At 67.7% G+C, this 22,639-nt stretch carries 19 protein-coding genes; 11 read left to right on the top strand and 8 right to left on the bottom strand.

All coding sequences use genetic code 11. The annotated features are described in order from the left end of the window. From EDD31_RS03890 to EDD31_RS03910, 5 genes are all read right to left on the bottom strand, one after another. On the bottom strand, positions 1–909 hold the full coding sequence (locus tag EDD31_RS03890; RefSeq protein ID WP_123305110.1) for a carbohydrate ABC transporter permease: 909 nt from the start codon (positions 907–909) through the stop codon (positions 1–3). Between the two features lie 61 nt (positions 910–970). Beyond that, positions 971–2,263, bottom strand: a complete 1,293-nt coding sequence (locus EDD31_RS03895; protein WP_123302992.1) for an ABC transporter substrate-binding protein — start codon at positions 2,261–2,263, stop codon at positions 971–973. Between the two features lie 92 nt (positions 2,264–2,355). Further along, entirely contained in the window at positions 2,356–4,350 is a 1,995-nt protein-coding gene (locus tag EDD31_RS03900) for an alpha-amylase family protein (protein ID WP_123302993.1), read from the bottom strand. Further along, the gene (locus EDD31_RS15115) at positions 4,347–5,213 is read right to left on the bottom strand and encodes an NAD(P)-dependent oxidoreductase (protein ID WP_123302994.1); all 867 of its coding nucleotides are present in this window, start codon (positions 5,211–5,213) and stop codon (positions 4,347–4,349) included. Before EDD31_RS15115 ends, EDD31_RS03900 begins: the two co-directional genes overlap by 4 nt. A 72-nt stretch (positions 5,214–5,285) precedes the next feature. Next, positions 5,286–7,421, bottom strand: a complete 2,136-nt coding sequence (locus EDD31_RS03910) for an alpha-amylase family protein (protein ID WP_211336048.1) — start codon at positions 7,419–7,421, stop codon at positions 5,286–5,288. 68 nt (positions 7,422–7,489) lie between these two features. Between EDD31_RS03910 and EDD31_RS03915 the strand changes: the two genes are divergently transcribed. From EDD31_RS03915 to EDD31_RS03925, 3 genes are all read left to right on the top strand, one after another. Continuing rightward, positions 7,490–8,305: a hydroxypyruvate isomerase family protein gene (locus EDD31_RS03915; protein WP_123302995.1), complete on the top strand. Its 816-nt coding sequence runs from the start codon at positions 7,490–7,492 to the stop codon at positions 8,303–8,305. 89 nt (positions 8,306–8,394) lie between these two features. Next, on the top strand, positions 8,395–9,063 hold the full coding sequence (locus EDD31_RS03920) for a GntR family transcriptional regulator (RefSeq protein WP_123305114.1): 669 nt from the start codon (positions 8,395–8,397) through the stop codon (positions 9,061–9,063). Between the two features lie 275 nt (positions 9,064–9,338). After that, the gene (locus tag EDD31_RS03925; protein WP_123302996.1) at positions 9,339–10,193 is read left to right on the top strand and encodes an SMP-30/gluconolactonase/LRE family protein; all 855 of its coding nucleotides are present in this window, start codon (positions 9,339–9,341) and stop codon (positions 10,191–10,193) included. 123 nt (positions 10,194–10,316) lie between these two features. Here EDD31_RS03925 and EDD31_RS03930 read toward each other — a convergent pair whose 3' ends face one another. Next, positions 10,317–11,141, bottom strand: coding sequence for a ribokinase (locus EDD31_RS03930; RefSeq protein ID WP_211336049.1), 825 nt, complete (start codon positions 11,139–11,141; stop codon positions 10,317–10,319). A 101-nt stretch (positions 11,142–11,242) separates the two neighbouring features. Beyond that, entirely contained in the window at positions 11,243–12,277 is a 1,035-nt protein-coding gene (locus EDD31_RS03935; RefSeq protein ID WP_170163174.1) for a LacI family DNA-binding transcriptional regulator, read from the bottom strand. 194 nt (positions 12,278–12,471) lie between these two features. On the opposite strand from EDD31_RS03935, the gene EDD31_RS03940 reads away from it, so the two are divergent. The 8 genes from EDD31_RS03940 (at position 12,472) to EDD31_RS03975 (ending at position 20,817) form a co-directional block, all read left to right on the top strand. Next, a complete protein-coding gene (locus EDD31_RS03940; protein ID WP_123302999.1) occupies positions 12,472–13,581 on the top strand; it encodes an autoinducer 2 ABC transporter substrate-binding protein in 1,110 nt (369 codons plus the stop codon). 94 nt (positions 13,582–13,675) lie between these two features. Then, complete coding sequence (locus tag EDD31_RS03945) at positions 13,676–15,172, top strand: sugar ABC transporter ATP-binding protein (protein ID WP_123303000.1); 1,497 nt, start codon at positions 13,676–13,678, stop codon at positions 15,170–15,172. Continuing rightward, complete coding sequence (locus tag EDD31_RS03950; protein WP_123303001.1) at positions 15,172–16,182, top strand: ABC transporter permease; 1,011 nt, start codon at positions 15,172–15,174, stop codon at positions 16,180–16,182. Before EDD31_RS03945 ends, EDD31_RS03950 begins: the two co-directional genes overlap by 1 nt. A gap of 43 nt (positions 16,183–16,225) precedes the next feature. Beyond that, a complete protein-coding gene (locus EDD31_RS03955; RefSeq protein WP_123303002.1) occupies positions 16,226–17,278 on the top strand; it encodes an ABC transporter permease in 1,053 nt (350 codons plus the stop codon). Next, on the top strand, positions 17,278–17,841 hold the full coding sequence (locus EDD31_RS03960) for an RpiB/LacA/LacB family sugar-phosphate isomerase (protein WP_123303003.1): 564 nt from the start codon (positions 17,278–17,280) through the stop codon (positions 17,839–17,841). Before EDD31_RS03955 ends, EDD31_RS03960 begins: the two co-directional genes overlap by 1 nt. After that, on the top strand, positions 17,841–18,584 hold the full coding sequence (locus tag EDD31_RS03965) for a glutamine amidotransferase (protein WP_123303004.1): 744 nt from the start codon (positions 17,841–17,843) through the stop codon (positions 18,582–18,584). The genes EDD31_RS03960 and EDD31_RS03965 overlap by 1 nt, the downstream gene beginning before the upstream one ends. A gap of 2 nt (positions 18,585–18,586) precedes the next feature. Continuing rightward, a complete protein-coding gene (locus tag EDD31_RS03970; protein ID WP_123303005.1) occupies positions 18,587–20,041 on the top strand; it encodes a rhamnulokinase in 1,455 nt (484 codons plus the stop codon). After that, entirely contained in the window at positions 20,038–20,817 is a 780-nt protein-coding gene (locus EDD31_RS03975; protein ID WP_123303006.1) for a class II aldolase/adducin family protein, read from the top strand. Before EDD31_RS03970 ends, EDD31_RS03975 begins: the two co-directional genes overlap by 4 nt. Before the next feature lie 43 nt (positions 20,818–20,860). Here the strand turns inward: EDD31_RS03975 and EDD31_RS03980 are convergent, their stop codons facing one another. After that, positions 20,861–22,597, bottom strand: coding sequence for an acyltransferase (locus EDD31_RS03980; RefSeq protein ID WP_123303007.1), 1,737 nt, complete (start codon positions 22,595–22,597; stop codon positions 20,861–20,863). Positions 22,598–22,639: the final 42 nt, after the last annotated feature.

A 22,639-nucleotide genomic window follows, 5' to 3' on the forward strand; every position in this document is an offset into this window, starting at 1 on the left:
TCAGTCTCCGTAGAACACCCAGCGCTTGGACAGGAGGAAGTGAACCGCGGTGATCGCCGCGATGACGACGAGCAGCACCCATGCCAGAGCCGAGGCGTAGCCCATGTCGAAGTTCACGAATGCCTGCTGGTAGATGTAGAGCGTGTAGAACAAGGTCGAATCCACCGGCCCACCGGTTCCGCCACTGACCACGTGCGCGGGGGTGAAGGCCTGGAACGACCCGATCGTCTGCAGGATGAGGTTGAAGAACACGATCGGGGTGAGCAGCGGCAAGGTGATGCTGCGGAACTGCCTCATGGTGGAGGCACCATCCACCCGCGCGGCCTCGTAGAGCTCTTCGGGAATCTGCCGAAGCCCGGCCAGGAAGATCACCATGGGTGCGCCGAAGGTCCACACATTGAGCACGATCAGGGTGCTCAGCGCGGTCGAGGGGTTCTGCAGCCAGTTCTCCCCCTGAACACCGAAGTATCCGAGGATCTGATTGATCATGCCCTGGTGGCCGAAGATCTGCCGCCAGAGCACGGCCACAGCCACACTCGCACCCAGCAGTGAGGGCAGGTAATAGGCGCTGCGGTAGATGGTCAGACCGCGCACCCCCTTGTCGAGCACGAGCGCCAGGGCCAGGGCGAAGGCGAGCTGCAGCGGCACGGAGATCAGCACGTAGGTGACGGTGACCTCCGCGGCGTTCCAGAACCGCGCATCACCGAGCAGGCGCTCGTAGTTCTCCCACCCCACGAAGGTGGGGCGGCCGAGGATGTTGTAGTCGGTGAAGGACAGGGCCAGCGAAGCCACCATCGGGATCGAGGTGATGGCCACCAAGCCGATCAGCCAGGGGGTCAGGAAGACGTGCGCAGCGCCCTCCTGCCGCCCGAACCCCTTCTTCCGGGTCGGCTGCGCAGACAGGGTCATCGCCGGCTGCGGCGCCGCGAGGTCGGTGTCGGTCTGTGTCATCTCGGTACATCCATCCGGATCAGGCCGAGGCTCGGTCGATACCGCGGTTGATGTCGGTGATCATCGAAGACGCCGCATCGGAGATGCCCACATTGCTCAGCGTGATCTCCTCCAGCGCGCGTTCCATGGCGTCTCGCCAGGTCCCCGTGCCCGGAGGTGCCTCGTAGCGCGGCATGCGGTCCAGCTCGCGGTCGTGGTTGACCACGCGGAGCATCTCCTGCTCCTCCGCTGTGGCGAACTCCGCGTACTCCTCGGCCACGCGGGGGTTCGGCGGGACGCCCATGGTCAGGCCCACGGTCTGCTGCATCTCGGCATTGGAGGTGCAGAAGTGCAGCACATGGCCGGCGAGTTCGGCCTGCTCATCGCTGACGCCCTGGTAGATGGCCATGCGCGGGAAGTAGAGGTACTGGTGTCCCTCGGTGGCATCGGAGGCGATCGGGAGGTTCTTGAGCCGGAACTCGTAATCCGGGTACATCGCGGCGTCGTTGACGATGTGGTTCGAGTTGCCGAACCACATCAGGGTCTGACTCCCGACGTCGGTCCAGCTGGGCTGGACGCCGTCCTGCTCGCTGATCGAGGTGGTGGCCCCGGCCTCGCGCAGGTTCTCCCACCACTCGATCCACGCCTCGAGGCCTTCCTGGCTGAAGCCCATCCGGCCGTCCTCGGTCCACAGCTGCTCACCGTGCTGGCGCAGCCAGCCTTCGAAGCCCAGGTCGACGTGCGCGTTGTACGGCAGGGCGCGGCGGCCCTCGGCGTTGTTGTTCGTGTAGTCAATCGCGAACTCCGACAGCCAGTTCCAGTCCCAGTCGTCCGGGATCTCGACGCCGTCCTCCTGCGCGAAGGTGTGGTTGTAACGCACCACCGGCACGAAGATGCCGAAGGGCATGGTGTTGTGCTCGCCGTCGAGCTGGAAGTCCTCGATGTCCTGGTCGGAGTAGTCCGAGAGGTCCAGGGAGGAGATATCGTCCAGCGGTCGGTAGAGATCGTTCGCGTAGTACGTCATCACCTGCGGGGCCGGGACCCAGAAGATGTCGGCCACGTTGCCGGCCGCCATCTGCGTGGTCATCCGTTCCTGGAAGGCGCCGTAGTCGGCGAACTCCACGTTGATGTTGATGTCCTCGTACTGCTCTTCCATGAGCGCGAAGGCGTTGTCGTAGTCCGCCCGCCGCTCGTCGTTGCCCCAGAAGGCGTAGCGCAGGGATCCGGCGGCGGTGTTCCGGCCACCCCCGAGGCCGCCGCAGCTGGCCAGGACGCCGGCGCCCGCCATCGCGCCGGCAATGGTGAACAGGTTCCGTCGGCTTAGGTCACGCATCGTGATGCTCCCGTCGTTGGAAGGTACTGGTCATCCTCGACCAGTGCGGTTCTAGCTTGGCCGTACCCAGATTGTCTGTCAAGAATGCACGTCTACTTGTTATGCCACTGTGTCTCCAGCACCTCGAAGAGGCCGAGGGGCGGGGTCTGGATCTCCAGCACGCCGTCCTGCCAGGACCAGGCCAGCTCGGCGTCGCTCACGCGAGCCCGGACGGAGGCAGGCTCCTGCTCCGCCGGGATCCGCACCCGGCCCGCCGCGAGGGGCACCGGGCGGAGGAAACGCTGCGGTGCATCCCCGGAGCGGTTCAGCAGGTGCAGCACGTCCGCGTGCGGGGTGCGGCCCAGCACGAACTGCACCTGCTCGGGCAGGTCGGTCTCGACCTGCAGCGGCACCCGCGCCAGGCCGAGGATCTTGTCCACCCAGGCGTCGCGCACCCGCGACAAGCCCAGCTCGCGGTAGACGAGGCCGGGCCGCCACGGGAGCACGGCGAGTTGCCCGGGCCCGACGTCGCGACTGATCCACCCCGGGTGGCTGGTGGCCTCGTGCCCATGGCACTTCTCCGGCGGGCCGTAGAGCGCGCGACCGAGCACGTGCCAATCCGTCTCGACGCCCTCAGCAGGCTCGAGCACCTCGAAGCCACCGACCACGGGGGTGAAGTCACCCTCCGGCTCACCGACGGCCAGGTGCAGCGAGCGCACGGCTTCCTCGGTGCGGTAGGTGGCCCGGTGTTCGGCCAGAGCCGTGCCCCCCCCGAGCTGGAGGACGCCGTCCTGCCAGGCGGAATCCCCGGAGGCCACCACGGCACCCCCCGCGGCCAGCACGCGCTCCAGGGCCGCCACCTCCTCTGCCGCCAGTGCGCCCAGGTCGGGCAGGATCACTAAGGCGTAGCGATCGGCCTCGAGGGAGCCGAGCTGGTCCTGACGCAGGACGTCGAAAGGCACGTGACGCTCAAGGAGGCTGAGGTAGCTGCCGCGGAACTCGGACTGGCGCGCCGCGGCAGTAGCCGGTTCAGGCCGGGAACCGCGCACCAGAGCCACACGCGCCGCGGAGACCAGCCCGGCATAGAGGTCCTCGTGGTCGCGATGAAAGCGGGTGACCTCGCCACCGGCCTCCAGCGCCCGGAAAGGGCTGTCGGCCGGAGTGCCCATGATGTACGTCGAGGGCTGGGCACCGTGGGCGATCGCCTGCAGCAGGAACTGGGCGAAGTGGTTCGGGTCCTCCCCCGCCCAGCGATAGGGCATGTCCACGAAGCCCACCGCATTCACGAACACCGGCCGGTCCGCCTCACCGGAGCGCGCGGCACTGACCATCTCTGCGGTGTGGTGGTGCCACAGCGGGCGCCCGACGGCGTTGTTCGCCTCGTGAAAGGTGATATCGCCCCGATCGCCCTGGATGTAGGCGGCCCCGCTGTTCAGCGCGCGGATGTGCTCGCGCATGCGCTGTTGCAGCTCACCGAGCACCTGGTCGGTGAAGGCCTGCCACGTGCGGTAGCCGGGCGAATCCGGACCGCTGGGATGCGGCACGCCGGGCGCGAAGGCCCGGAAGCCCACCAGGCAGGACTCACAGTGGCACACACCCCAGTAGGTGCGGGAGTAGTCGAACTCGTTGAAGGACATCCAGTTGAAGAAGAAGCCGCCGAGGTCGTACCGCTGCAGCACCTCGGCGACCACGTCGAACATGCGGTGCTGGTAGTAGTCCCCACTGGGACACACGCTGCGGTAGCCGTTGTAGATCTGCGGTGAGCCCTCGGGTGAGACGAAGCACCACTCCGGGTGTTCCTCGGCGCGCCGGGCGTCGATCTTGGAGAAGTCCATGCGCCCCAGCACCCGGATGCCGCGCCGCGCGGCGGCGGTGACCGCGTCGCCGATCAGGTCCCCGGAGCCGCGTTCGGCCAGGGCGGGGTTCACGGTCTGGCTCGAGAGCCGGCTGGGGTAGTTCGCGACGATGCCGCCCACGCTGAGCAGCCAGGTGTCCGCGCCGTAGGCCTCGATGGCGTCCAGCACGGCCTCGACGTCCAGACCGGCATCGATCTCACGCAGGTTGGTCTGGAAGGTGCGGAAAGGGTTGTACCACCACGCCTGGTTCATGTGAACTCGCCGCCGATGAGGCGGAAGAGGGCGGAGTGGTCCTGTTCGGCCAGGTCGTGGGCCAGCGCGGTATCCATCTGCCCGGTGACCGCCTCGGTGCCCGGCAGCGTCACCCCGTGGTGCTCGGCCGCCGCGAGCGCGAGCCCGAGGTCTTTGCGGTGCAGGCGCATCCGGAAGCCGGGTTCGAAGTGGCGCTCGACCATCCGCTGGCCGTGCAGGTCCAGGATCCGTGAGGAGGCGAACCCCCCGGAGAGCGCCTCGCGCACCCGGGCGGCGTCAATGCCGGAGGCCTCGGCGAGCGCGAGCCCCTCGGCCACGGCCTCGATGGTCAAGCCGACGATCACCTGATTGACCACCTTGGTGGCCTGCCCGGCGCCGGCCTCACCCATGTGGGTGATGGTCTTGCCCATGACCTCCAGCAGCGGCATGGCGCGGGAGACCGCCTCCTCGCTGCCGCCCACGAACACGGTCAGCGCGCCGTCGCGGGCACCGACCTCACCGCCGGAGACCGGTGCATCCACGTAGCCGCCGCCGCGCTCGGCCACCTCGGCTGCCAGTTCCGCGGTCGCCACCGGCGAGATCGAACTCATGTCGATGACCAGGGAGCCGGGCTGCAGGCCGGCGAGCACTCCGGACTCGCCACGGAGCACCTGCTCGACGTCGGGCGTATCCGGCAGCATCAGGATGACGACCTCGGCGCCCTCGGCCACCTCCTGGGGTGAGGCCGCCGCGGTGGCTCCTTCGTCGATCAGGATCTGGGAGCGTTCCTTGACGCGGTGCACCACCAGGGTGTGGCCGGCGCGGATGAGGTTGAGGGCCATGGGCGTGCCCATGACGCCCAGTCCGATGAATCCGATGCGCATATGTCCTCCTCGTTCGTGCCGCCGGTCGTGGCAGCGTGTGTTCGTCGGCGCCTCCCGGCGCGGGGGCGGCCTTCAGTTCGCGGCGGTCCAGGTGAAGTGGATGACCTCCAGGCGCTCAATGTCGTCGATAGTCACCCGCGCCCGGCTTCCCTCGACGCGAACCGGCACCTCGTGGTCGGCCACCACCCGGGTTGCGCGCACGTCGCTGACCCCGAGTGGGAGCTCGATGCTGACCTCCTGTGCGGTCAGCGGGATGAGTTCGTGCTGCTGACCGCGCATGGCCATCGGATTGGTCAGGTTCACCACCGTCACGGCGAGCTCGTTCCTGCCCTCATGCACCGCGAGGTCGATCAGTCCGCGACCGCTCACCTCGACCCGCGCCCGATGACCGGCTGCCCAGCGCACGACGTTGGCGATGAGCCGGCCGTGGTCGGACTGCAGTGCGTCCCAGTAGATCTCCCCGATGTTGCCGGCCAGGTAGACCGTGCGTCCGCCCGAGAGGTGCTCGCGGGTGACCACTGCGGGCAGCGTCTCGCCGGGCCGGGGGTAGACCTCCTCCATGGGCAAGTCGGGGTAGTCGGGAACGAAGCGCAGGACGACGTCGGCGCCTTCGTCCGCGGCCACGTCCACGACCTTGCTTCCCGCCACGATGCGTTGCGCTCCCTCGTAGCCGCGGGTGATCTCGTGCTTGGACTCGAGAGTCATGTACTTGTTCTTCAGCGGGCCGCGTACCTCGCCGGCGAGCCGGACCCCGAGCAGGCCACCCAGCGCCAGCTCGGGCTCAGCGCCCGAGGTGTCCAGGCCGGCGTCGAAGGCCGCGACCACGCTGCCCCCGTGTGCCACGAACTCCTCGATGACGGCGATCTGCGCTGCGGGCAGACCAGCGCCCGAGGGCAGGATCAGCGCCCGCACGCCCTCGAGGCGGTCCAGGCTCAGCGCCTCTGCAGCGAGGTACTCGAAAGGAATGCGCGCTTCGATCAGTGCCTGATAGAAGCCGTTCTCATGCGCGGCGGCGTCCGGGCCGTAGGAGGAGGGCGCCGCCGGGTGGGCGCTGACCGCCAATCCGCGCACGTCGAGGAGCACCACCTCAGCGGTGTGCTGCAGATTCTCCAGCACGGGTTCGCAGCGTTCGTGCAGGCCGAAGGCCTCCACGATGGGCTCGACCCAGCGGGTGTCGAAGGAATCCGCCTTGAACTTGGTGAACCAGGGGCGGGCGCCGTGCGCGAAGCCGTCGACGATCAGGCTCACGGTCTCGTGCGGGTCGGCCACCGAGTCCTTCCACCGCAGGGCATTGTCCTCCGGCCCGACCGAGGTGATGAGAGCAACGGGGCGATCGGGGTAGAGGCCACGGGCTCGCTTGGCGATCTGCCCCGGTACCCAGGAGGCCTCCAGGCCGGAGCGACCCTGTTTGTCCACGAAGAACATCGGGTAGCGGTCATCGACGAGTTCGCGCACGAGGTCCCGGGTGAGCTGGGCCCCGCGGTTGGGAATGAAACGCACGTGCGGCTTGACCGCACGCACGGCGTCGTCCCACAGCACCACGAGTTCGCTGAGCTGGCGGCTGCGCCAGGCCGGGTAGCGCTCCCAGGCCGGGTCCTCGGGATCGTCCTGACGGGGCAGGTGCAGGCCGGTGTCGGCGTGGAAACGCTGATCGGCGGCCGGGGAGTAGGAGATTGCTCCGTGCCCTTCCCAGCGGTTGGCGAAGATCGCATCGACGTCGTACTTCTCCACGATCTCCACGGCGATGTCCGTGACGAACTCGCGGTGGTAGCTGGTGAAGGGGTCGGTCAGCCAAAGCCCCGGCATGGAAGCGTGCGGTACGGGGTTGCCCTCGACGTCGCGCGCCAGCCATTCCGGCCGCTGCTGGGCCACGTCATCGTGGATGGCGTGCGGGTCGACCCGCGCCATGACGTGCATGCCGAGTGCGCGTGCACCGTCCACCAGCGCGCCGAAGGGATCGGTATCGCCCAGGTGCACGCTGCGGCGGTGGTGCGGGATCGCGGTGGGGTAGAAGGCCATGTAGCCGCCGGCACTGAGGCACAGGGCGTTGGACTGCGAGCGCTGCATGACATCGATCCAGAAGTCGACGTCGAAGGTGGCCGGATCATCATCCGTGAAGGTCAGCTGCGTCCACCGCGTCGCGCTGCGAAACCAGTCCTGGGTCCGGAGGGCTCCTGGCACCTCGGGACGGGCATCCGTGGAAGTCACGGGGCTCCTATCGTCGTTGATTGTTAGACATGCTGACATGTACATCACAGTCGTGGCAAGCTGGTGCCATGCGATGGAATGACTACGAGGTCAGCGCGAACGTGTCCCTTCTCTTCTCCGAGCTGCCCTACGAGCAGCGCTTCCAGGCCGCCGCCGACGCCGGCTTCACCGTCGTGGAGAGCTGGTGGCCCTTTGCCGAGGCCCACCCCGGGGTGGACCAGCTGGACGAACTCAGCGCCACGATCGCCGCCGCGGGCGTGCGGCTGACCGGGCTGAACTTCTTCGCCGGCAACATGGCCGCGGGCGAGCGCGGCGTCGCCTGCCGCCCGGAACGTGCGCACGAGCTGGACGCCGGCACCGAGGCGCTCGTGCATCTCGCGCGCGCCACGGGCTGCCGGGGGTTCAACCTGCTCTACGGCCAGCCCGATGAGGGCGCCGAACTGGAGAGTTGGCGCGCCACCGCCGTGGCCGCCTACCGCCGCGCCGCTGAGGCCGTGGCCGAGCTGGGTGGCGCCGTGCTGGTCGAACCGCTCGCGCGCGGACTCAATGGCACCTACCCGCTGCACTCCCACCACGACGTCTTCGACCTGATCGGCGAGGTGGACTCACCCCATCTCACGCTGTTGCTGGACACCTTCCACCTCGGGCGCAACGACGTCGACGTCGTCCAGGCCATTCACGAGGCCCAAGGCCGCATCGGGCACGTCCAACTCGCCGACATCCCGGACCGCGGGGAGCCGGGCTCCGGCACCCTGGACTGGCGCGCCATCGGCAGTGCTCTGGGCGAGAGCGGCTATGCCGGCTCGGTGGCCGCGGAATACAAGCCCACGCAGGAGACCGCGCGGACACTCTCGTGGCTCACCCCCACTGCGCCGCGAAACTGACATGATGTCTATCGAAACTGCGAAACAGACAATCTCCGGCGATTGACAGCCTCAGCGCCGGAAAGGAAGCCAGAGAGGTGCCGCCGACCGTGAGCCAATTCAAGCTCGGCCCAGCCTCGTTGACCGAAGCACTCTTCGAGTCCCTCCGGGCGCGCATCATCAATGGTGAGATCGCGCCGGGCGAGAAGGTCACCGAGCAGCGGGTCGCGAGTGAGTACGGGGTCGCTCGCCCCACCGCGAAGTCATGCCTCGAGCGGCTGACCAACATGGGGTTGCTGCGCCGAGCGGCGCACAAGTCCGCCATCGTCCCCCAGCTCGATGAGTCGGAGTTGAACGACCTGTTCTTCAGCCGCACCACCTTCGAACTCGCGGCCACCGCGCATCTGGCCCGGGCCCGGCTGGTCTCCCAGGAGATGGAACGCGCCCAGACCACCATGCGCCTGGCGGCCGAACGGCAGGACTTCGCCGAGCAGGTGCAGTCCGACATCGCCTTCCACTGGGCACTGGTGCACGGTCTGCGGAGCGAACGATTGCGCCGCATGTACGAGATGATCTCGGGCGAGATTCACCTCACCATGGGGCAGTATGCCGCGCACCGCCGGACCACTCCCACCACGGTGGTGGCCGAGCACGACACGATCATGGCGGCCATCCTCGACGGCGATGAACCCGCGGCTTGCGAGGCTCTGGCTGAGCACCTCGACCGCGCGCGTGACCGAGTGCTCGCCCAGGTGCACGAGGCGGCAGAAGCGCACTGACCTGCGCGGGTGGCGCGCCGGGTGGGTGGCGCGCGAGTGGGCGCCGCCCGGGTGGGCGCCGCCCCCTGCGTTTGTGGTCACTTCGCGCCGCTTTACACCGCTTTTCGGCCCTCAAAGCGGCTCCAACTGACCACAAACGCGCGGGTGGTGCACGGGCGGGGAGTGGGTGGTGTGCGGGCGGGGAGTGAGTGGCGCGCGGGTGGTGTGCGGGTGGTGTGCGCCGTGGGGCCGGGCTTGCGGCTGCAGCGGATCCTCACGCCTGAGAGGGTGAGCGCATGAGCATCGATACTCCCGAGCAACTGACCGACCCCCTCTGCTACCACGGCGAAGGCCCGGTCTGGGCCGAAGAGTGGGGGGGCCTGCGCTGGGTGGACATGCTGGCCGGCGACCTCCTCACCCTCAAGGCCGACGGTTCCGTGGACCGCCTCTCCACCGGCAGCAAGGTCGCCGCCTTCGTACGGCCCCGGTCCACCGGCGGCTACGTGGTGGGCCTTGAGCGGGGCATCGGGCTGGCGGACGGACCCTTCGACGCCCCGACGCCGTGGGTCGAGCTCTTCGAGGACCCCAACCTGCGGATGAACGAAGGCGGCTGCGACCCCTTCGGCAACGTCTACGGCGGCAACATGGCCTATGACCGCACCCCTGAGATCGGCCACCTCTGGCGGCTGACCGCCACCGGCGAAGTCACCGAGGTGCTGGACCAGGTCACCACCTCCAATGGCATCGATTTCTCCCCTGACGGCACGCGCGCCTACTACAACGACACCCACACCGGCGGCACCGATGTGTTCGAGGTCGGCGAGAACGGGGAGCTGCTGAACCGTCAGGTCTTCCACTCCGCTGATGACGGCCGGGCGGATGGCCTGACGGTGGATTCAGCCGGCAACGTGTGGGTGGCGCTGAACAAGGTAGGCCGGGTGCGCCTGTACTCCCCCGAGGCCACGATCCTGGCTGACATCGATCTCCCGGTGCGCCTGGTGACGGCGTGCACGCTCGGCGGTGCCGACGGGCGCGACCTCTTCATCACCACCTCGCGCGAGAAGCTTGAGGACCCCGAGCCGGAGGCCGGAGCGGTCTTCCGGCTGCGGGTCGACACTCCCGGCAAGCCGGTGCTGCCCTTCGGAGGCTAGGGCTTCGGCGGCACCCGGGGGTCATTCGTCCCGGGTGCTCAGCACCGGCGGTCACGACGACCCCGGCGACTGTCTCAGCCTGACCGCCGTCGGCGCGGAGGGGCCTCGATCAGCCGCGCGCCCTCAGTCTCCGGGCAGCGCAGGCTGGGCCCCATGGTGGAGCACGCAGGCGGCAGCCGCCTCGACGGCTCTGCGCATCGCGCTCTCCCGGCCCTCCCCGGCAGCCAGCGCGGCGGCCAGTGTGCCGCAGAAGACGTCACCGGCTCCGGTGGTGTCGACCGGCGTCACCGGGCGAGCAGGCACCGCCACCTCACCCCAGCGGGCGCCTTCCGGGCCGAGGGTCACGAGTACAGAAGGCGCCTCGAGCCCGGCGTCGGCGAGGTCGGCAGCCTCGTGCTCGTTCACGATGACCGGGTCGCAGAGCTCCAGCACGGCCTGGGGCAGAGCGGCAAAAGGGGCGAGGTTCAGGATGACCCGGGCACCGTGGGAGTGAGCCGTCTCGGCCGCGGCGATGACGACGTCGTGCTTCAGCTCCGCGGGCATGAGCAAGACGTCGCCGGCACCGAGATCGTCCAAGGAGGAGAGGTCCTCCTCCCCCATCCGGTAGTTCGCCCCCGGGGCGACCACAATCATGTTCTCGCCCGCGGCATCCACGTAGATGATCGCCGTGCCAGTGGGGACTCCGGGCACCGACTGCACGCGGGAGACGTCCACGCCGTGGCGGGCCAATCGATCCAGATACTCCCGGCCCTGCGCATCCTCACCGACCTTGCCCACGAGGATCGACTCCGCACCCGCGCGCGCCGCAGCGACCGCCTGGTTGGCACCCTTACCGCCGAAGCGGTACTCAATGTCCCCAGACATCACGGTCTCGCCGGCACTGGGGTGCCGTTCCAGTGGAAGGTGCAGATCCTGGCTGAGCGATCCGAACACGACGACCTTGCCCATGGTCAACCCTCTCGCTTCGTCGCGCCCCTTCCGGAGCCTCGCTCCGGACAGAGCATCTGATGTGATGCCGGCAGCGGGCCGGCCCGGCATCCTGGCGGGATTCATCGCGCTGCCGTGGAGCGTCGGATGACCAGCTCTGGCCGCAACCTCACGTGGCGGTGCACGTGGCCGGCATCATCTGAGGAGTCCTCCAGGATCAGCCGCGCAGCGATTCGCCCGAGTTCGTCGATCGGCTGGCGCACCGTGGTCATCGGCACGATCCAGTCCTTGGCGACGTTGATGTCGTCGTAACCCACGATCGAGACGTCCTGGGGGATGCGCAGTCCGGCAGCCGTCATGGCCCGGTAGGCACCGAAGGCCAGCATGTCATTGCCGCACAGCACGCCTTCTGGCGGGTCCACAGCCAAGAGCTCCTCAGCGGCCGCGTGCCCGTCCTGGATCCCGATGCCCGAAGCAGCGATCTCCACCAGGTGGACCTCAGGGTCCAGGCCGGCGTCGATCAACTCCGCTCGAGCTCCCGCAGCACGCTCGGTGAACTGGCGGATCTGCGCCGGCCCTCCGATGAAAGCGAGCTTCCGATGGCCGGCCCGGAGCAGGTGGCGCGCGGCCAGGCGCCCCCCGTCAACGTTGTCGACAGCCACCGAGCAGTGGGTGTCTCCACCGTCGAAGTCGAGGAGCACCACGGGCAGGTCACGCGCGATGTCGAGGTACTGGTGCGGGTCAGCGTCCGCGGTGGCGGGTGCGAGCAGCACGCCGCGCACGCGCTGGGCGGCGAGCATCCGCAGCAGTTCGGCCTCGCGATCCAGGTCGCTCTCGGAGTTGCACAACATCAGGAAGTGGCCGGATTCGCGGAAGCTGCGTTCGATGGCCTGCGCCGTCTCCATGTAGAACGGACTCTCCACGTCCAGGACCACGAGCCCCATCACCTTGCTCGCCGCACCGGTCAGCATCCGCGCCTGCTGGTTCGGAACGTAGCCGAGCGCCTCGATCGCCTCCTTGACGAGGGCCTGCGTCCGGGCGTGCACGCGGTCGGGGTGGTTGAGGGTGTTCGACACTGTGCCGGCCGAGACTCCCGCCCGCTCAGCGACATCGCGGAGCCGCACCTGGCCGTTGTGTGAGGTCGTATGAGACGTCATCGACTGCATCCCTCCCGGATATCGCAACCAGGATGTTACCTGCGTAACACTTGTGCACTCGACCGGCACCCGGTAGCTTTTGAAGCGTTCGAAAAATTGTAGCGCTTCAATACGCTCCCCCACATGCAATGACGCAGCGGTGATGGTCCGGGCGATGTGCTCACTCCGATCCGCACAGACAATTGGAGACCCCCATGGCAAGACAGCGTGGTTTTGCGAAGTACGCGATCAGCACCCTGGCAGTGCTCACCCTGGGCCTAGCGGCCTGCGGGTCGGGCAACGGCGGCGATGCGACCGACAACGGCGGCGACGGTAACGGCGGCGACGCCACCGACAACGCTGACAGCGGCGGTGGCAACGCCGACTCGGGGGGCGGCGATGGCGCTTACACCATCGCGATCGTCCCGAAGGACTCGACCAACCCGTGGTTCGTCCGCATGGAGGAAGGCGTCGAGCAGTTCAACGAAGAGAGCGAGCACAACGTCTTCCAGCGTGGCCCCTCCGACACCGACGCCACGCTGCAGGCGCAGGTGATTCAGGACCTGATCGCCCAGGACGTCGACGCCATCGCCGTGGTGCCGGTCGACCCGGCCGCGATCGAGAACGTGCTGCAGCAGGCGCTGGACGCTGACATCGTCGTCGTCACCCACGAGGGCGCCAGTCAGGAGAACACGATGTACAACATCGAGGCCTTCGACAACAACGCCTACGGCGGGTTCATCATGGACAACCTCGCTGCCGCCATGGGCGAGGAGGGCGTGTACACCACGATGGTCGGCCACGTCACGAACGCCTCGCACAACGAGTGGGCCGACGGCGCGGTCGAACGCCAGCTCGAGGCCTACCCCAACATGCAACTGCTGGAGGCGCAGCCTCGCGTGGAGTCTGAGGACAACGCGGAGGTCGCCTACCAGGCGGCCAACCAGCTCCTGACCGCCTACCCCGAGCTCCGGGGCATCGTCGGGACCTCCTCCTTCGACGCTCCGGGCGCAGCCCGCGCCATCGAGGAGAACGGTCTCATCGGTGAGGTGTTCACCAGTGGAACCGGCATGCCCGCCGACAACAGGGACATCCTCGAACGCGGCATCGTCGAATCACTGACCCTGTGGGATCCGGCCGGCGCAGGCTACGCACTGGCCTCGCTGGCCACCAAGATCCTCGATGGCGAGGAGATCACCGACGGCCTCGATCTCGGTGTCGACGGATACCGGAACATGCAGTTCGCCGAAGGCAGCGACAAGCTCCTCGAGGGCGACGGGTGGATCGAGATCACCGCCGACAACGTGGACGACCTCGGCTTCTGATCATCGGTGACGGGTGGCCGGCGACGCTCGCCGGCCACCCCCACTCCGTCCAGCCGACCGTCTGAACAGAACGGAGCCTCCGTTGGAGAACGTCATGGCTGTCCGGGGCATTAGCAAAGCGTTCAAGGGCGTCCAGGCGCTCGACAACGTCACGCTGGAGATCGCCCCGGGAGAGATTCACTGCCTCGCTGGTGAGAACGGCAGTGGCAAGTCGACGCTGATCAAAGTGCTCTCCGGGGTACACGCGCCCGACAGCGGCGAGATCGTCCTGGGTGGCGCCAGCGTCTCCCGCATCACGCCCAATGAGTCCATTGCCCACGGGGTGCAGGTGATCTACCAGGACTTCTCGGTGTTCCCGAACCTGACCGTGATGGAGAACCTCGCCTTTACCTCGGAGCTCTCGGAGAAGCGGCTCTTCGTCAGCTGGCGGCGCATGCGGCGCGTCGCCGAGAAGGCGCTGGCCAAGGTCGGCGTCGACATCGATCTCGACACCACACTCGACTCGCTCTCGGTCGCACAGAAACAACTGATCGCGATCGCCCGCGCCCTCATGAACAACGCGAAGCTGCTGATCATGGATGAGCCGACGACGGCGCTGACGAAGCGCGAGGTCGAGCGGCTCTTCTCCCTCGTCACCGACCTCAAGGCACAGGGCGTGGCCATCCTCTTCGTCAGCCACAAGCTCGAAGAGGTCTTCGAGATCAGCGACCGGTTCACCATCATTCGCAACGGGAAGCACGTCATCACCTGCCTTCCCGCAGAACTGGACCGCAAGAGCTTCTCCGCCCACATGACCGGCCGCGACTTCGAAGAGACCGTCTTCGAACCCCAGGGGGTCGGCACCACTCCGGTCCTCGAACTGGAGAACTTCGGCGTCGATGGCTTCTTCGCCGACGTGAACCTCTCCATCCGCCCCGGCGAGATCCTCGGGATCACGGGCCTGCTCGGTTCCGGCCGCACCGAGCTCGCCCTGGCCATGTTCGGCCTGCTCCAGGGGGATACGGGCGAGATGAGGATCCATGGCCGGCCCGTTCGGCTCAGGGGCGTGCGTGACGCCATCAGGCACGGCATCGGCTACGTGCCAGAGGATCGCCTCACCGAGGGCCTGGCCCTGGAGCGTCCGATCGGAATGAACATCCTCATCTCCGAGATCGACCGCTTCGTGTCCCGCTTCGGCACGCTCAAGCGGAAGGCCTCCGCCGCTGAAGCCCAGCGGTGGGTCGACCGACTCAAGATCGCCACGCCCGATCCCGGGAATGCTGCCAGTACGCTCTCGGGTGGAAATCAGCAGCGGGTCGTCCTGGCCAAGTGGCTCGCCACCGAACCTGAAGTGCTGATCCTCAACGGGCCGACCGTCGGCGTCGACATCGGGTCCAAACACGACATCCACGAGGCACTGCGAGAGCTGGCCGCCACCGGCCTGGCGGTGGTGATCATCTCGGACGACATTCCCGAGGTTCTCCACAACTGCAACCGCGTGCTCGTCATGAATGCGGGCCGGGTCGTGCACGTCGTCGACCCGAAGACGACCGGAGAGGTCGAACTCGCCGCACTGATGTCGGCCGACGAGGTGAAGGGAGCTGTGCGCTGATGCGAAAGCTGATCCAGAAGCTGCTCCGCCAGAACGAGTTCTACATCCTGCTCGTCATCCTGGCGATGGCCGTGGCGATTCACCTCCGCAGCGGACACTTCTTCACCGGAAACAACCTCGTCGTCCTCGCCAGCGCCATGGTCGTACCGGGCATCTTCGCCGTCGGCGCCTACATGGCGCTGGTCTCCGGCGGTATCGACGTCTCCTTCCCGGCGCTGGCCTCGCTGGCGGTCTACGCCACCACACGGCTCCTGGTCGACGCTGGGTGGGAAGGCGGACTGTGGTTGCCCTTCCTCCTCGTCGCGACCATCTCGGCCATTCTCGGAGCCTTCAACGGAGTGCTGGTCGCCTCCATATCCATACCCGTGCTCATCATCACCCTCGGCACGCTGAACGTGTTCTCCGGCTTCATGCAGGGCGCGCTCTCCTCGGTGCAGATCCCCAACATTCCGCCGGCGATGGCCACATTCGGCCGAACCTACCTCTACACCGCCACACACCCGCAGAGTGGTCGCACGGCCGGCCTGCCGGTCTCCTTCCTCCTCCTCGTGGCGGTGGTGGCCATCGCCTTCGTCGTCATGCGGTACACGACCTTCGGGCGCTCGGTCTACGCCATCGGCGGAGACGAGTCCGCAGCATCGCGGGCGGGCGTCAACGTCCGGCGCACCAAGTTCTTCCTCTACGTGCTGATCGGCGTGCTCGCCGGGCTTGCCGGCCTGGTGCGCACGACAGGGATGGGACAGATGCATCCCACCAACCTGCTCGGCATGGAAATCATGGTCATCGCCGCTGTGGTCGTCGGCGGTGTGGCCGTCACCGGCGGCCGGGGCACGCTCACGGGCGCCATGCTCGGGACACTGCTGATCGTGATCGTGCAGAACAGCATGATCCTGGTGGGCATCCCCACCGTCTGGCAGCGGGTCGCCCTGGGGCTGCTGATCCTGATCGGAACGGGTATCTCGGCGGTGCAGATCACCAGATCCCGCCGGCGCCAGGGGGCGATGGTATGAACCTCCGACTCCTCAACCGCCCCACTTACCAGGAGGACGCATCGTGACGCTCGCCGGGACACCCGTCTCTTCCAAGGCTCCGCGGACCTTCGAGTTCTTCCGCGATCCTCACGTCACGCGCCTGGCCGGCGTCCTCGTGCTGCTGCTGGGATTCTTCGCCATCGTGCGGTGGAACAACTTCAGCTCCGTCAACACCTGGCAAGCGATGGCGGTGCAGTTCCCCGAGTTCGGCTTGCTCGCCCTGGGCGTGATGCTGACCATGGTGATCGGCGGCATCGACCTCTCGGTGGTCGGCACCGCCAACATGACCGCCATCGGCAGCGCCATGCTGATGCTCTGGATCGCACCGCTCGACTCCGATGCGTCGAACGGCTCGCTGGCCGTCATCGTGGCGATCGCCTTCTCGCTGATCGTCGGGGCGATCGCCGGCGCCATCAACGGCTTCCTCGTGGCGAAGATCAAAATCCCGGCCATCCTCGTCACCCTGGGCACGCTTGAGCTCTTCACCGGGATCGGGATCGTCATCAGTGGCGGCCGCTCGATCTCCGGTCTGCCCTCCGAGTACACCAACGTCATGGGCAGCACGGTGGCCGGGCGCACCCCGATGGTGCTGATCATCTTCGTGGTGGGCGCAGTGGTGATCTGGTACCTGATGAACCGCACCGCCTTCGGGACCAAGCTCTACATGCTCGGCTCGAACGAGACCGCAGCGACGTTCAGCGGCTTGAAGACGACGAGCCTCATCGTGCGCACCTACATGGTCTCCGGCATCTTCGCCGGAGCCGCAGGCCTGGTCATGCTCGCGAACTACAGCTCGGCACGCGCCGACTACGGCAGCTCCTACACCCTGCTGGCGATCCTCATCGTCGTGCTCGGCGGGATCAACCCGAATGGCGGCTCCGGGCGGCTCGGCGGGGTGGTACTCGCTGTGGTGATCCTGCAGGTGCTGTCCTCCCTGCTGAACACCTTCCACACCATCAACAACTTCTACCGCCCGCTGATCTGGGGAACGGTGCTCCTGCTGGTCGTCATCGTCAATCAGTGGGATCGGAACGGCAATCTCATGAAAATGCTGAAATGGAAAGGACGTCAGTGATGAAGCTGACCAAGGATCGCCACGTCGTCGTCGGGGCAGATTTCGCCGGGATGGCGCTGAAGGACGCGGTCAAGGCGCACCTGATCGAGAAGGGCTGGCAGGTCGAAGACCTCACGCCGACAACAGATCAGTCGGATATGTACCATCGCGTGGGATTCTCACTCGGCGCCCAAATTGCGGAGCACAAGTACGAGAAGGCACTCGCGTTCTGCGGATCCGGCATGGGTATCCACATCGCGGCGAGCAAGTGCCCGCACGTGCATGCCGCGGTGTGCGAAACCGTTCCCTCGGCACTGCGTGCCGCAACGGCGAACAACAGCAACCTGCTGGCGATGGGCGCGTTCTTCACCGCTCCGCGACTCGGTTGCGCCATGGCCGACGCTTTCCTGGAGCACTCGCTCGGCGAGGGATATGAGCACTGGGGCGGGTTCTACGAGTACCACGAGATCGGCTACGACGAATGCGAGAACTTCGACTATGCGGCGTACCGCGCCAATGACTTCCGGGTCGTTGATCCGCGCGAGGCCCACCTCGAAACGGAACCGAAGGGATTGGCTTTCTGATGACGAAAGTGCTGCTGGCCGGGGAGTCCTGGTCGTCGACGACCATCCACACCAAGGGCTTCGACTCCTTCGAGACCTCGGTGTACGAGGAGGGTGGCTCCCACTTCATCGCTGCTCTCGAGTCCCGTGGAGTCGAGGTCGATTTCCTCCCGAACCACGAGGCTCCCACCCGTTTCCCGCGCAGCCGAGAGGGGTTCGATGCCTACGACGTCATCGTGCTCAGTGATATCGGGGCGAACACGCTGCTGCTGCCGCCATCGGTTTTCGCCGACGGGCACAGGACGGCCAACCCCCTGACGGAACTCGCCGGCTGGGTCCGTGACGGGGGCGCTCTGCTCATGGTCGGCGGCTACCTCAGCTTTCAGGGGATCGAAGCGAAGGCGAACTACCGGAACACCGCGGTGGCCGACATCCTGCCGGTCGAGATGGAACTCGGTGACGACCGTGAGGAGACCCCCGAGGGCGTCCAGCCCCGCGTGGTCGCGTCACACGCTGTGGTCGAGGGCCTCGACACGCAGTGGCCTGCGCTGCTCGGTTACCAGCGGTTCACCCCACGTGACGGGGCGGTGCGACTGGTCGACATCGGCCCGCATCCGCTGCTGGTGATCGGCGAGGCCGGGGCGGGGCGAACCGCCGCCTTCGCCAGCGACATGGGTCCGCACTGGATGCCCCGTGAAGCGATCGAGTGGCCGGGTTATGCGCCGATGTGGGGGCAGCTCATCGACTGGCTCAGCGGACGGTAGGCGTGCCGGGCACCGGGCGCTTCGCCGCGATCGACTTCGGTGCCACCAGCGGCCGAGTGATCCTGGGTGAGGTCAGCCCAACTCACATTTCCACCAGCGAGATGTCGCGATTCACGAACCAGCCGGTCTCCATGCCGGCATCGGACGCCCGCGGCTGGGGCACCCACCTGCACTGGGATATGCCCGCCCTCTGGCAGGGGGCGCTCGCCGGCCTGGGCCGCGCCGTGCGGGAGGCACCCGATCTGATCTCCGTCGCCACCGACAGCTGGGGTGTCGACTACGGCCTGCTGCGCAACGGCCGTCTGCTCGGCAGCCCGATGCACTACCGCGATGAGCGCACCGCCGAGGCTTGCGACAGGGTGCATGCGGCGATCCCCCCTGCCGATCTGTATGCGCGCACAGGCATCCAGCCGCTGGCGATCAACACCCTCTACCAGCTTGCCGCCGAGGCCAGCCAGGGTCTGCTCGACGTCGCAGACACGGCGTTGCTGATGCCCGACCTGTTCTCGTACTGGCTCACCGGGCGGCGTATCGCCGAACGGACGATCGCCTCGACCACGGCGATCCTGTCAGCCATCACTGGCGAGTGGGACGAGGACATCCTGAGCCGCGTGGGCCTTCCTCGCGGCGTCCTGGCGCCACTGGTCTCGCCCGGGGAACGGATCGGCCCCGTGCTACCGGCGGTCGCCGATGCTGTCGGGGCCTCACATCACCTCGACGTCATCGCCGTCGGCGCCCACGACACAGCTTCGGCAGTGCTGGCGGCCCCACTTCCTGAGCGCGGTGGTGCCTTCGTCTCCTGCGGCACCTGGGGCCTGGTGGGTGTGGAGCGCGAGCAACCCTTGCTCCACGAGCAAGCTCGGCAGGCGGCCTTCACCAACGAGCGCGGTGTCGACGATCGGTTCCTGTTCATGCGCAACGGGATGGGTCTGTGGATCCTGAATGAGACGATTCGCAGCTGGGAGCGCGCTGGCGAGCGGGTCGACCTCGGTCAGCTGATCGAGGAGGCCGCCCACACCCGTATGGACGCGGACGTCTTCGACGTCGAGGATCCACGGTTTCAGAAGCCGGGCGACATGCCCGCCATGATCGCCGCCTGGCACGCCGAGCATGGAGCACGCATGCCGCAGACCCGCGCAGCACTCGTCCGCTTGATCCTGGAGTCACTCGCCCAGGCCTTCGCCGAGGCGATCGCGACGACCGCACGCATGACCGGTGAGCCGGTCAGCCAGATCAATCTCGTCGGCGGAGGATCCCGCAACTGGCTCCTCTGCCAGCGCCTCGCCGACCGCTCGGGCCTGCCCGTCTACGCCGGCCCGGTCGAGGCAACGGCTCTGGGCAACCTGCTCGTGCAGGCCCGCACCGCTGGCGTGCTCCACGGGACGATCGAGGACCTCCGAGCCGTCATCACCCGCACATTCCAGCCCCGCCGCTTCGAGCCGAGGAGAACCCCATGACCGCCCGCATCGCCTCCGATCTCGTCAGCGACGATCTCCTCCGGCTGACTCGTCGTCTCGGTGAGCCGGAGCTCGACCTCGTGATCCTCGCCGAGGGGAACACCAGCGAGCTCGTCGGCGAGGAGATCGTCATCAAAGCCTCCGGCTCCTCGATGCGCGAGGCCACTGCCTCGGACTTCGTGTGCGTGGGAGTCGAGCCACTGCTCGCATTGCTGCGGGATCACGGGGCGACACAGGAGACCCTGACCGAGGCCCTCACCGCCGGCGTCGACGGCAACCGCCAGGTGCGTGCCTCGATCGAGTCTCTCGTGCATGTCGCCGTGCGCGCACTCGCACCTGTCAGGTACGTCGCCCATACCCACCCCACCGATGTCGTCGCACTTCTGTCCGGCGCGGGCGCCGAGACTGCCTTCGCCGCGCCCGTCTACACCGACGAGCTGATGACTCTCGGCCGGCCGCTCTTCGTTCCCTACGCGCAGCCCGGCATCGAGCTTGGCCGGCTTGTCCTGGCCAGACTCGAGGACCATCTCGACGAGTTCGGCGAGCTGCCCTCGCTCGTTCTCTTGGGGAATCACGGAATCGTCGCGCTCTCGGACACCGTGGCGGGCGCAGAAGCCATCTCGCTCATGGCCGTCAAGAGCGCACGAGTGCGCATCGGTGCGAGCCGGACGGGCGGTGTCACGACGCTGAGCGAGGCCGCGGTGGCGAACTACTTCGATCGGCCCGACTTCGCGGCTCGCCGAGCCCAGCTCGCAGGGAGGCGCCACGAGGCGTAGCTCCCCCGGGCGCACCGAGGGCTGTGCGGGGCCCGGCGCGTGTTCAGCTGATGAGGGTGACTGCCGGCTCCGGGCGGTGGATGCCGCGGGGGCGGTAGCTGAGGTGGGCGGAGAGTCCGAGGAGGTCGGCGAGGTACCAGATGATCGCCAGCCACATCTCAGTCCCCTGCAGGCCCGGGGTCTGCGCGGCGGACCTGCGGCCACCTCCCGTGGGCGCGGCGAAGCTGAAGCCCTCCCCCGGCTGCCAGAAGTCCAGCGCCTCGCTCAGCAAGCGGCGCGCCAAGGCCTGAATCTCGCCCCAGCGGTAGTCCTGCTGACGGCCCAGCAGCCACAGCGGGTGGGCCACGTCGAGGATGTTGCAGGCATTCTGCCGTTCCTGAGCGACGATGCGCGGATCCTCCGCATGCCGGAGCACGGTATCGATCGCCGCCCGCGGGTACGGCAGGGGCAGTCCGAACTGGGCGTAGGTGCCGCGAGTGGTGCGATAGAAGCCGTTGACCAGCTGCAGCAAGCCGTCCTCGCTCCCCGGGCTGCCCCACATGCCTGTGTGCGGGTCGGCATTCAGGTGGAGCCAGCCGACGAGGGTGAGGGCGGTGGTCTCATGGTGCGCCGTGCCGTGCCGCCGGTTCCACATCGCCGCGGTCCCCAGCATGTCCACCACGTGGCCGCTCTGCCAGGGCCGACCGTTCCAGGGTTGGCTCGCAAGCAGGCGGTGGAGCTCCTCGCCGCTGAGTGCGTCCACGGCCGAGACGGGGTGCACCAGTGCGCTACCGAGCAGATCAAGCGCGTATCCGACGCACAGCACGTGATAGGCGGCGTCGCCGTCGAAGCCCACGGGCCCGCGCTGCTCACCACGGTCATCGAGGGGGGCGATCATCCCCGATTCCGGGTCTTGCAGTGCGCGCAGTCGATCGCGGTGCGCCTCCCAGGTGAGCTGCGGAGGCGCCTCGTCAAGCAGATAGGCCGCGATCTCCACCGCATCGCAGTGCGCGCGCACCGTAGGCGCGACTCCGGGAGCATCGACGTACCGCCCGTCGGCGATGTCGCCGTCCCAGCTGCGGTGGAGGAGGCCCGCTGCCTCCGAGCGGGCTCGGCGGTCGAAAGCGGCCAGCCGGTCCGCGAGAGGGGTTCCCGCCGACTGTCCCGGTGGAGCCGAGGGCGCCGCGTGAGCCGCCGCGGCGGCCGCGCCCGGCACACGCCACTTCTTGATCACAGCGGGGTTCCCGGCGACGACGGCGCCCGCCGGCACGTTCTTGGTCACGATCGAGCCGGCAGCCACCATCGCCCGGTCCCCGATCGTGACGCCGTCAAGAATCGTGACCTGTGAACCGATCCAGACGTCGCTGCCGATCCGGATTCCTCGTGAGGTGAGTGGCTGGCGGTAGACCGGTACGTCCGGGTCGGTCATTGTGTGATTGAAGGCCAGGATCGAGGTGTGCGCGCCGATCCGCACGCCATCACCGAGGACGACGTCCCCGCGCACCACCGTGAACACGTTGACGGTGCAGTGCTCGCCGGTCACCACCGAGCCGGTGACGTAGGCATGTGCGGCAATGTAGGAGTGGGAGCCGAGCGAGAGCTCGTCGGCCTGCATGGCCGCCAGGGGCGAGATGAAGCACTTCTGCGCGATGTCCACCGTGGGTCGCTGCGCCATCAGCTCCTGCTGCATGACCAGCTGACCGCGCTGTTCCTCGTCCGAGGCCTCCGACCAGAAGTTCCAGGGCGAATAGTCGAAGTGGTGCCGATCGAAGGGTGAGTTGCCTGAGTCTTCTGACGGCATCCCCGCCCCTTCCGAACTGCGCTGCATCGACGGGCAATTCTT

The sequence above is a fragment of the Bogoriella caseilytica genome (assembly GCF_003752405.1).
In the GTDB taxonomy this organism is placed as follows: Bacteria; Actinomycetota; Actinomycetes; order Actinomycetales; family Actinomycetaceae; genus Allobogoriella; species Allobogoriella caseilytica.

Bases quoted from the DNA above. Each gene is read 5' to 3' on its own strand.
- EDD31_RS03890 (WP_123305110.1), bottom strand. From the start codon at position 909: ATGACCCTGTCTGCGCAGCCGACCCGGAAGAAGGGGTTCGGGCGGCAG.
- EDD31_RS03895 (WP_123302992.1), bottom strand. From the start codon at position 2,263: ATGCGTGACCTAAGCCGACGGAACCTGTTCACCATTGCCGGCGCGATG.
- EDD31_RS03900 (WP_123302993.1), bottom strand. From the start codon at position 4,350: ATGAACCAGGCGTGGTGGTACAACCCTTTCCGCACCTTCCAGACCAAC.
- EDD31_RS15115 (WP_123302994.1), bottom strand. From the start codon at position 5,213: ATGCGCATCGGATTCATCGGACTGGGCGTCATGGGCACGCCCATGGCC.
- EDD31_RS03915 (WP_123302995.1), top strand. From the start codon at position 7,490: ATGCGATGGAATGACTACGAGGTCAGCGCGAACGTGTCCCTTCTCTTC.
- EDD31_RS03925 (WP_123302996.1), top strand. From the start codon at position 9,339: ATGAGCATCGATACTCCCGAGCAACTGACCGACCCCCTCTGCTACCAC.
- EDD31_RS03930 (WP_211336049.1), bottom strand. From the start codon at position 11,141: ATGGGCAAGGTCGTCGTGTTCGGATCGCTCAGCCAGGATCTGCACCTT.
- EDD31_RS03935 (WP_170163174.1), bottom strand. From the start codon at position 12,277: ATGACGTCTCATACGACCTCACACAACGGCCAGGTGCGGCTCCGCGAT.
- EDD31_RS03940 (WP_123302999.1), top strand. From the start codon at position 12,472: ATGGCAAGACAGCGTGGTTTTGCGAAGTACGCGATCAGCACCCTGGCA.
- EDD31_RS03945 (WP_123303000.1), top strand. From the start codon at position 13,676: ATGGCTGTCCGGGGCATTAGCAAAGCGTTCAAGGGCGTCCAGGCGCTC.
- EDD31_RS03950 (WP_123303001.1), top strand. From the start codon at position 15,172: ATGCGAAAGCTGATCCAGAAGCTGCTCCGCCAGAACGAGTTCTACATC.
- EDD31_RS03960 (WP_123303003.1), top strand. From the start codon at position 17,278: ATGAAGCTGACCAAGGATCGCCACGTCGTCGTCGGGGCAGATTTCGCC.
- EDD31_RS03965 (WP_123303004.1), top strand. From the start codon at position 17,841: ATGACGAAAGTGCTGCTGGCCGGGGAGTCCTGGTCGTCGACGACCATC.
- EDD31_RS03975 (WP_123303006.1), top strand. From the start codon at position 20,038: ATGACCGCCCGCATCGCCTCCGATCTCGTCAGCGACGATCTCCTCCGG.
- EDD31_RS03980 (WP_123303007.1), bottom strand. From the start codon at position 22,597: ATGCCGTCAGAAGACTCAGGCAACTCACCCTTCGATCGGCACCACTTC.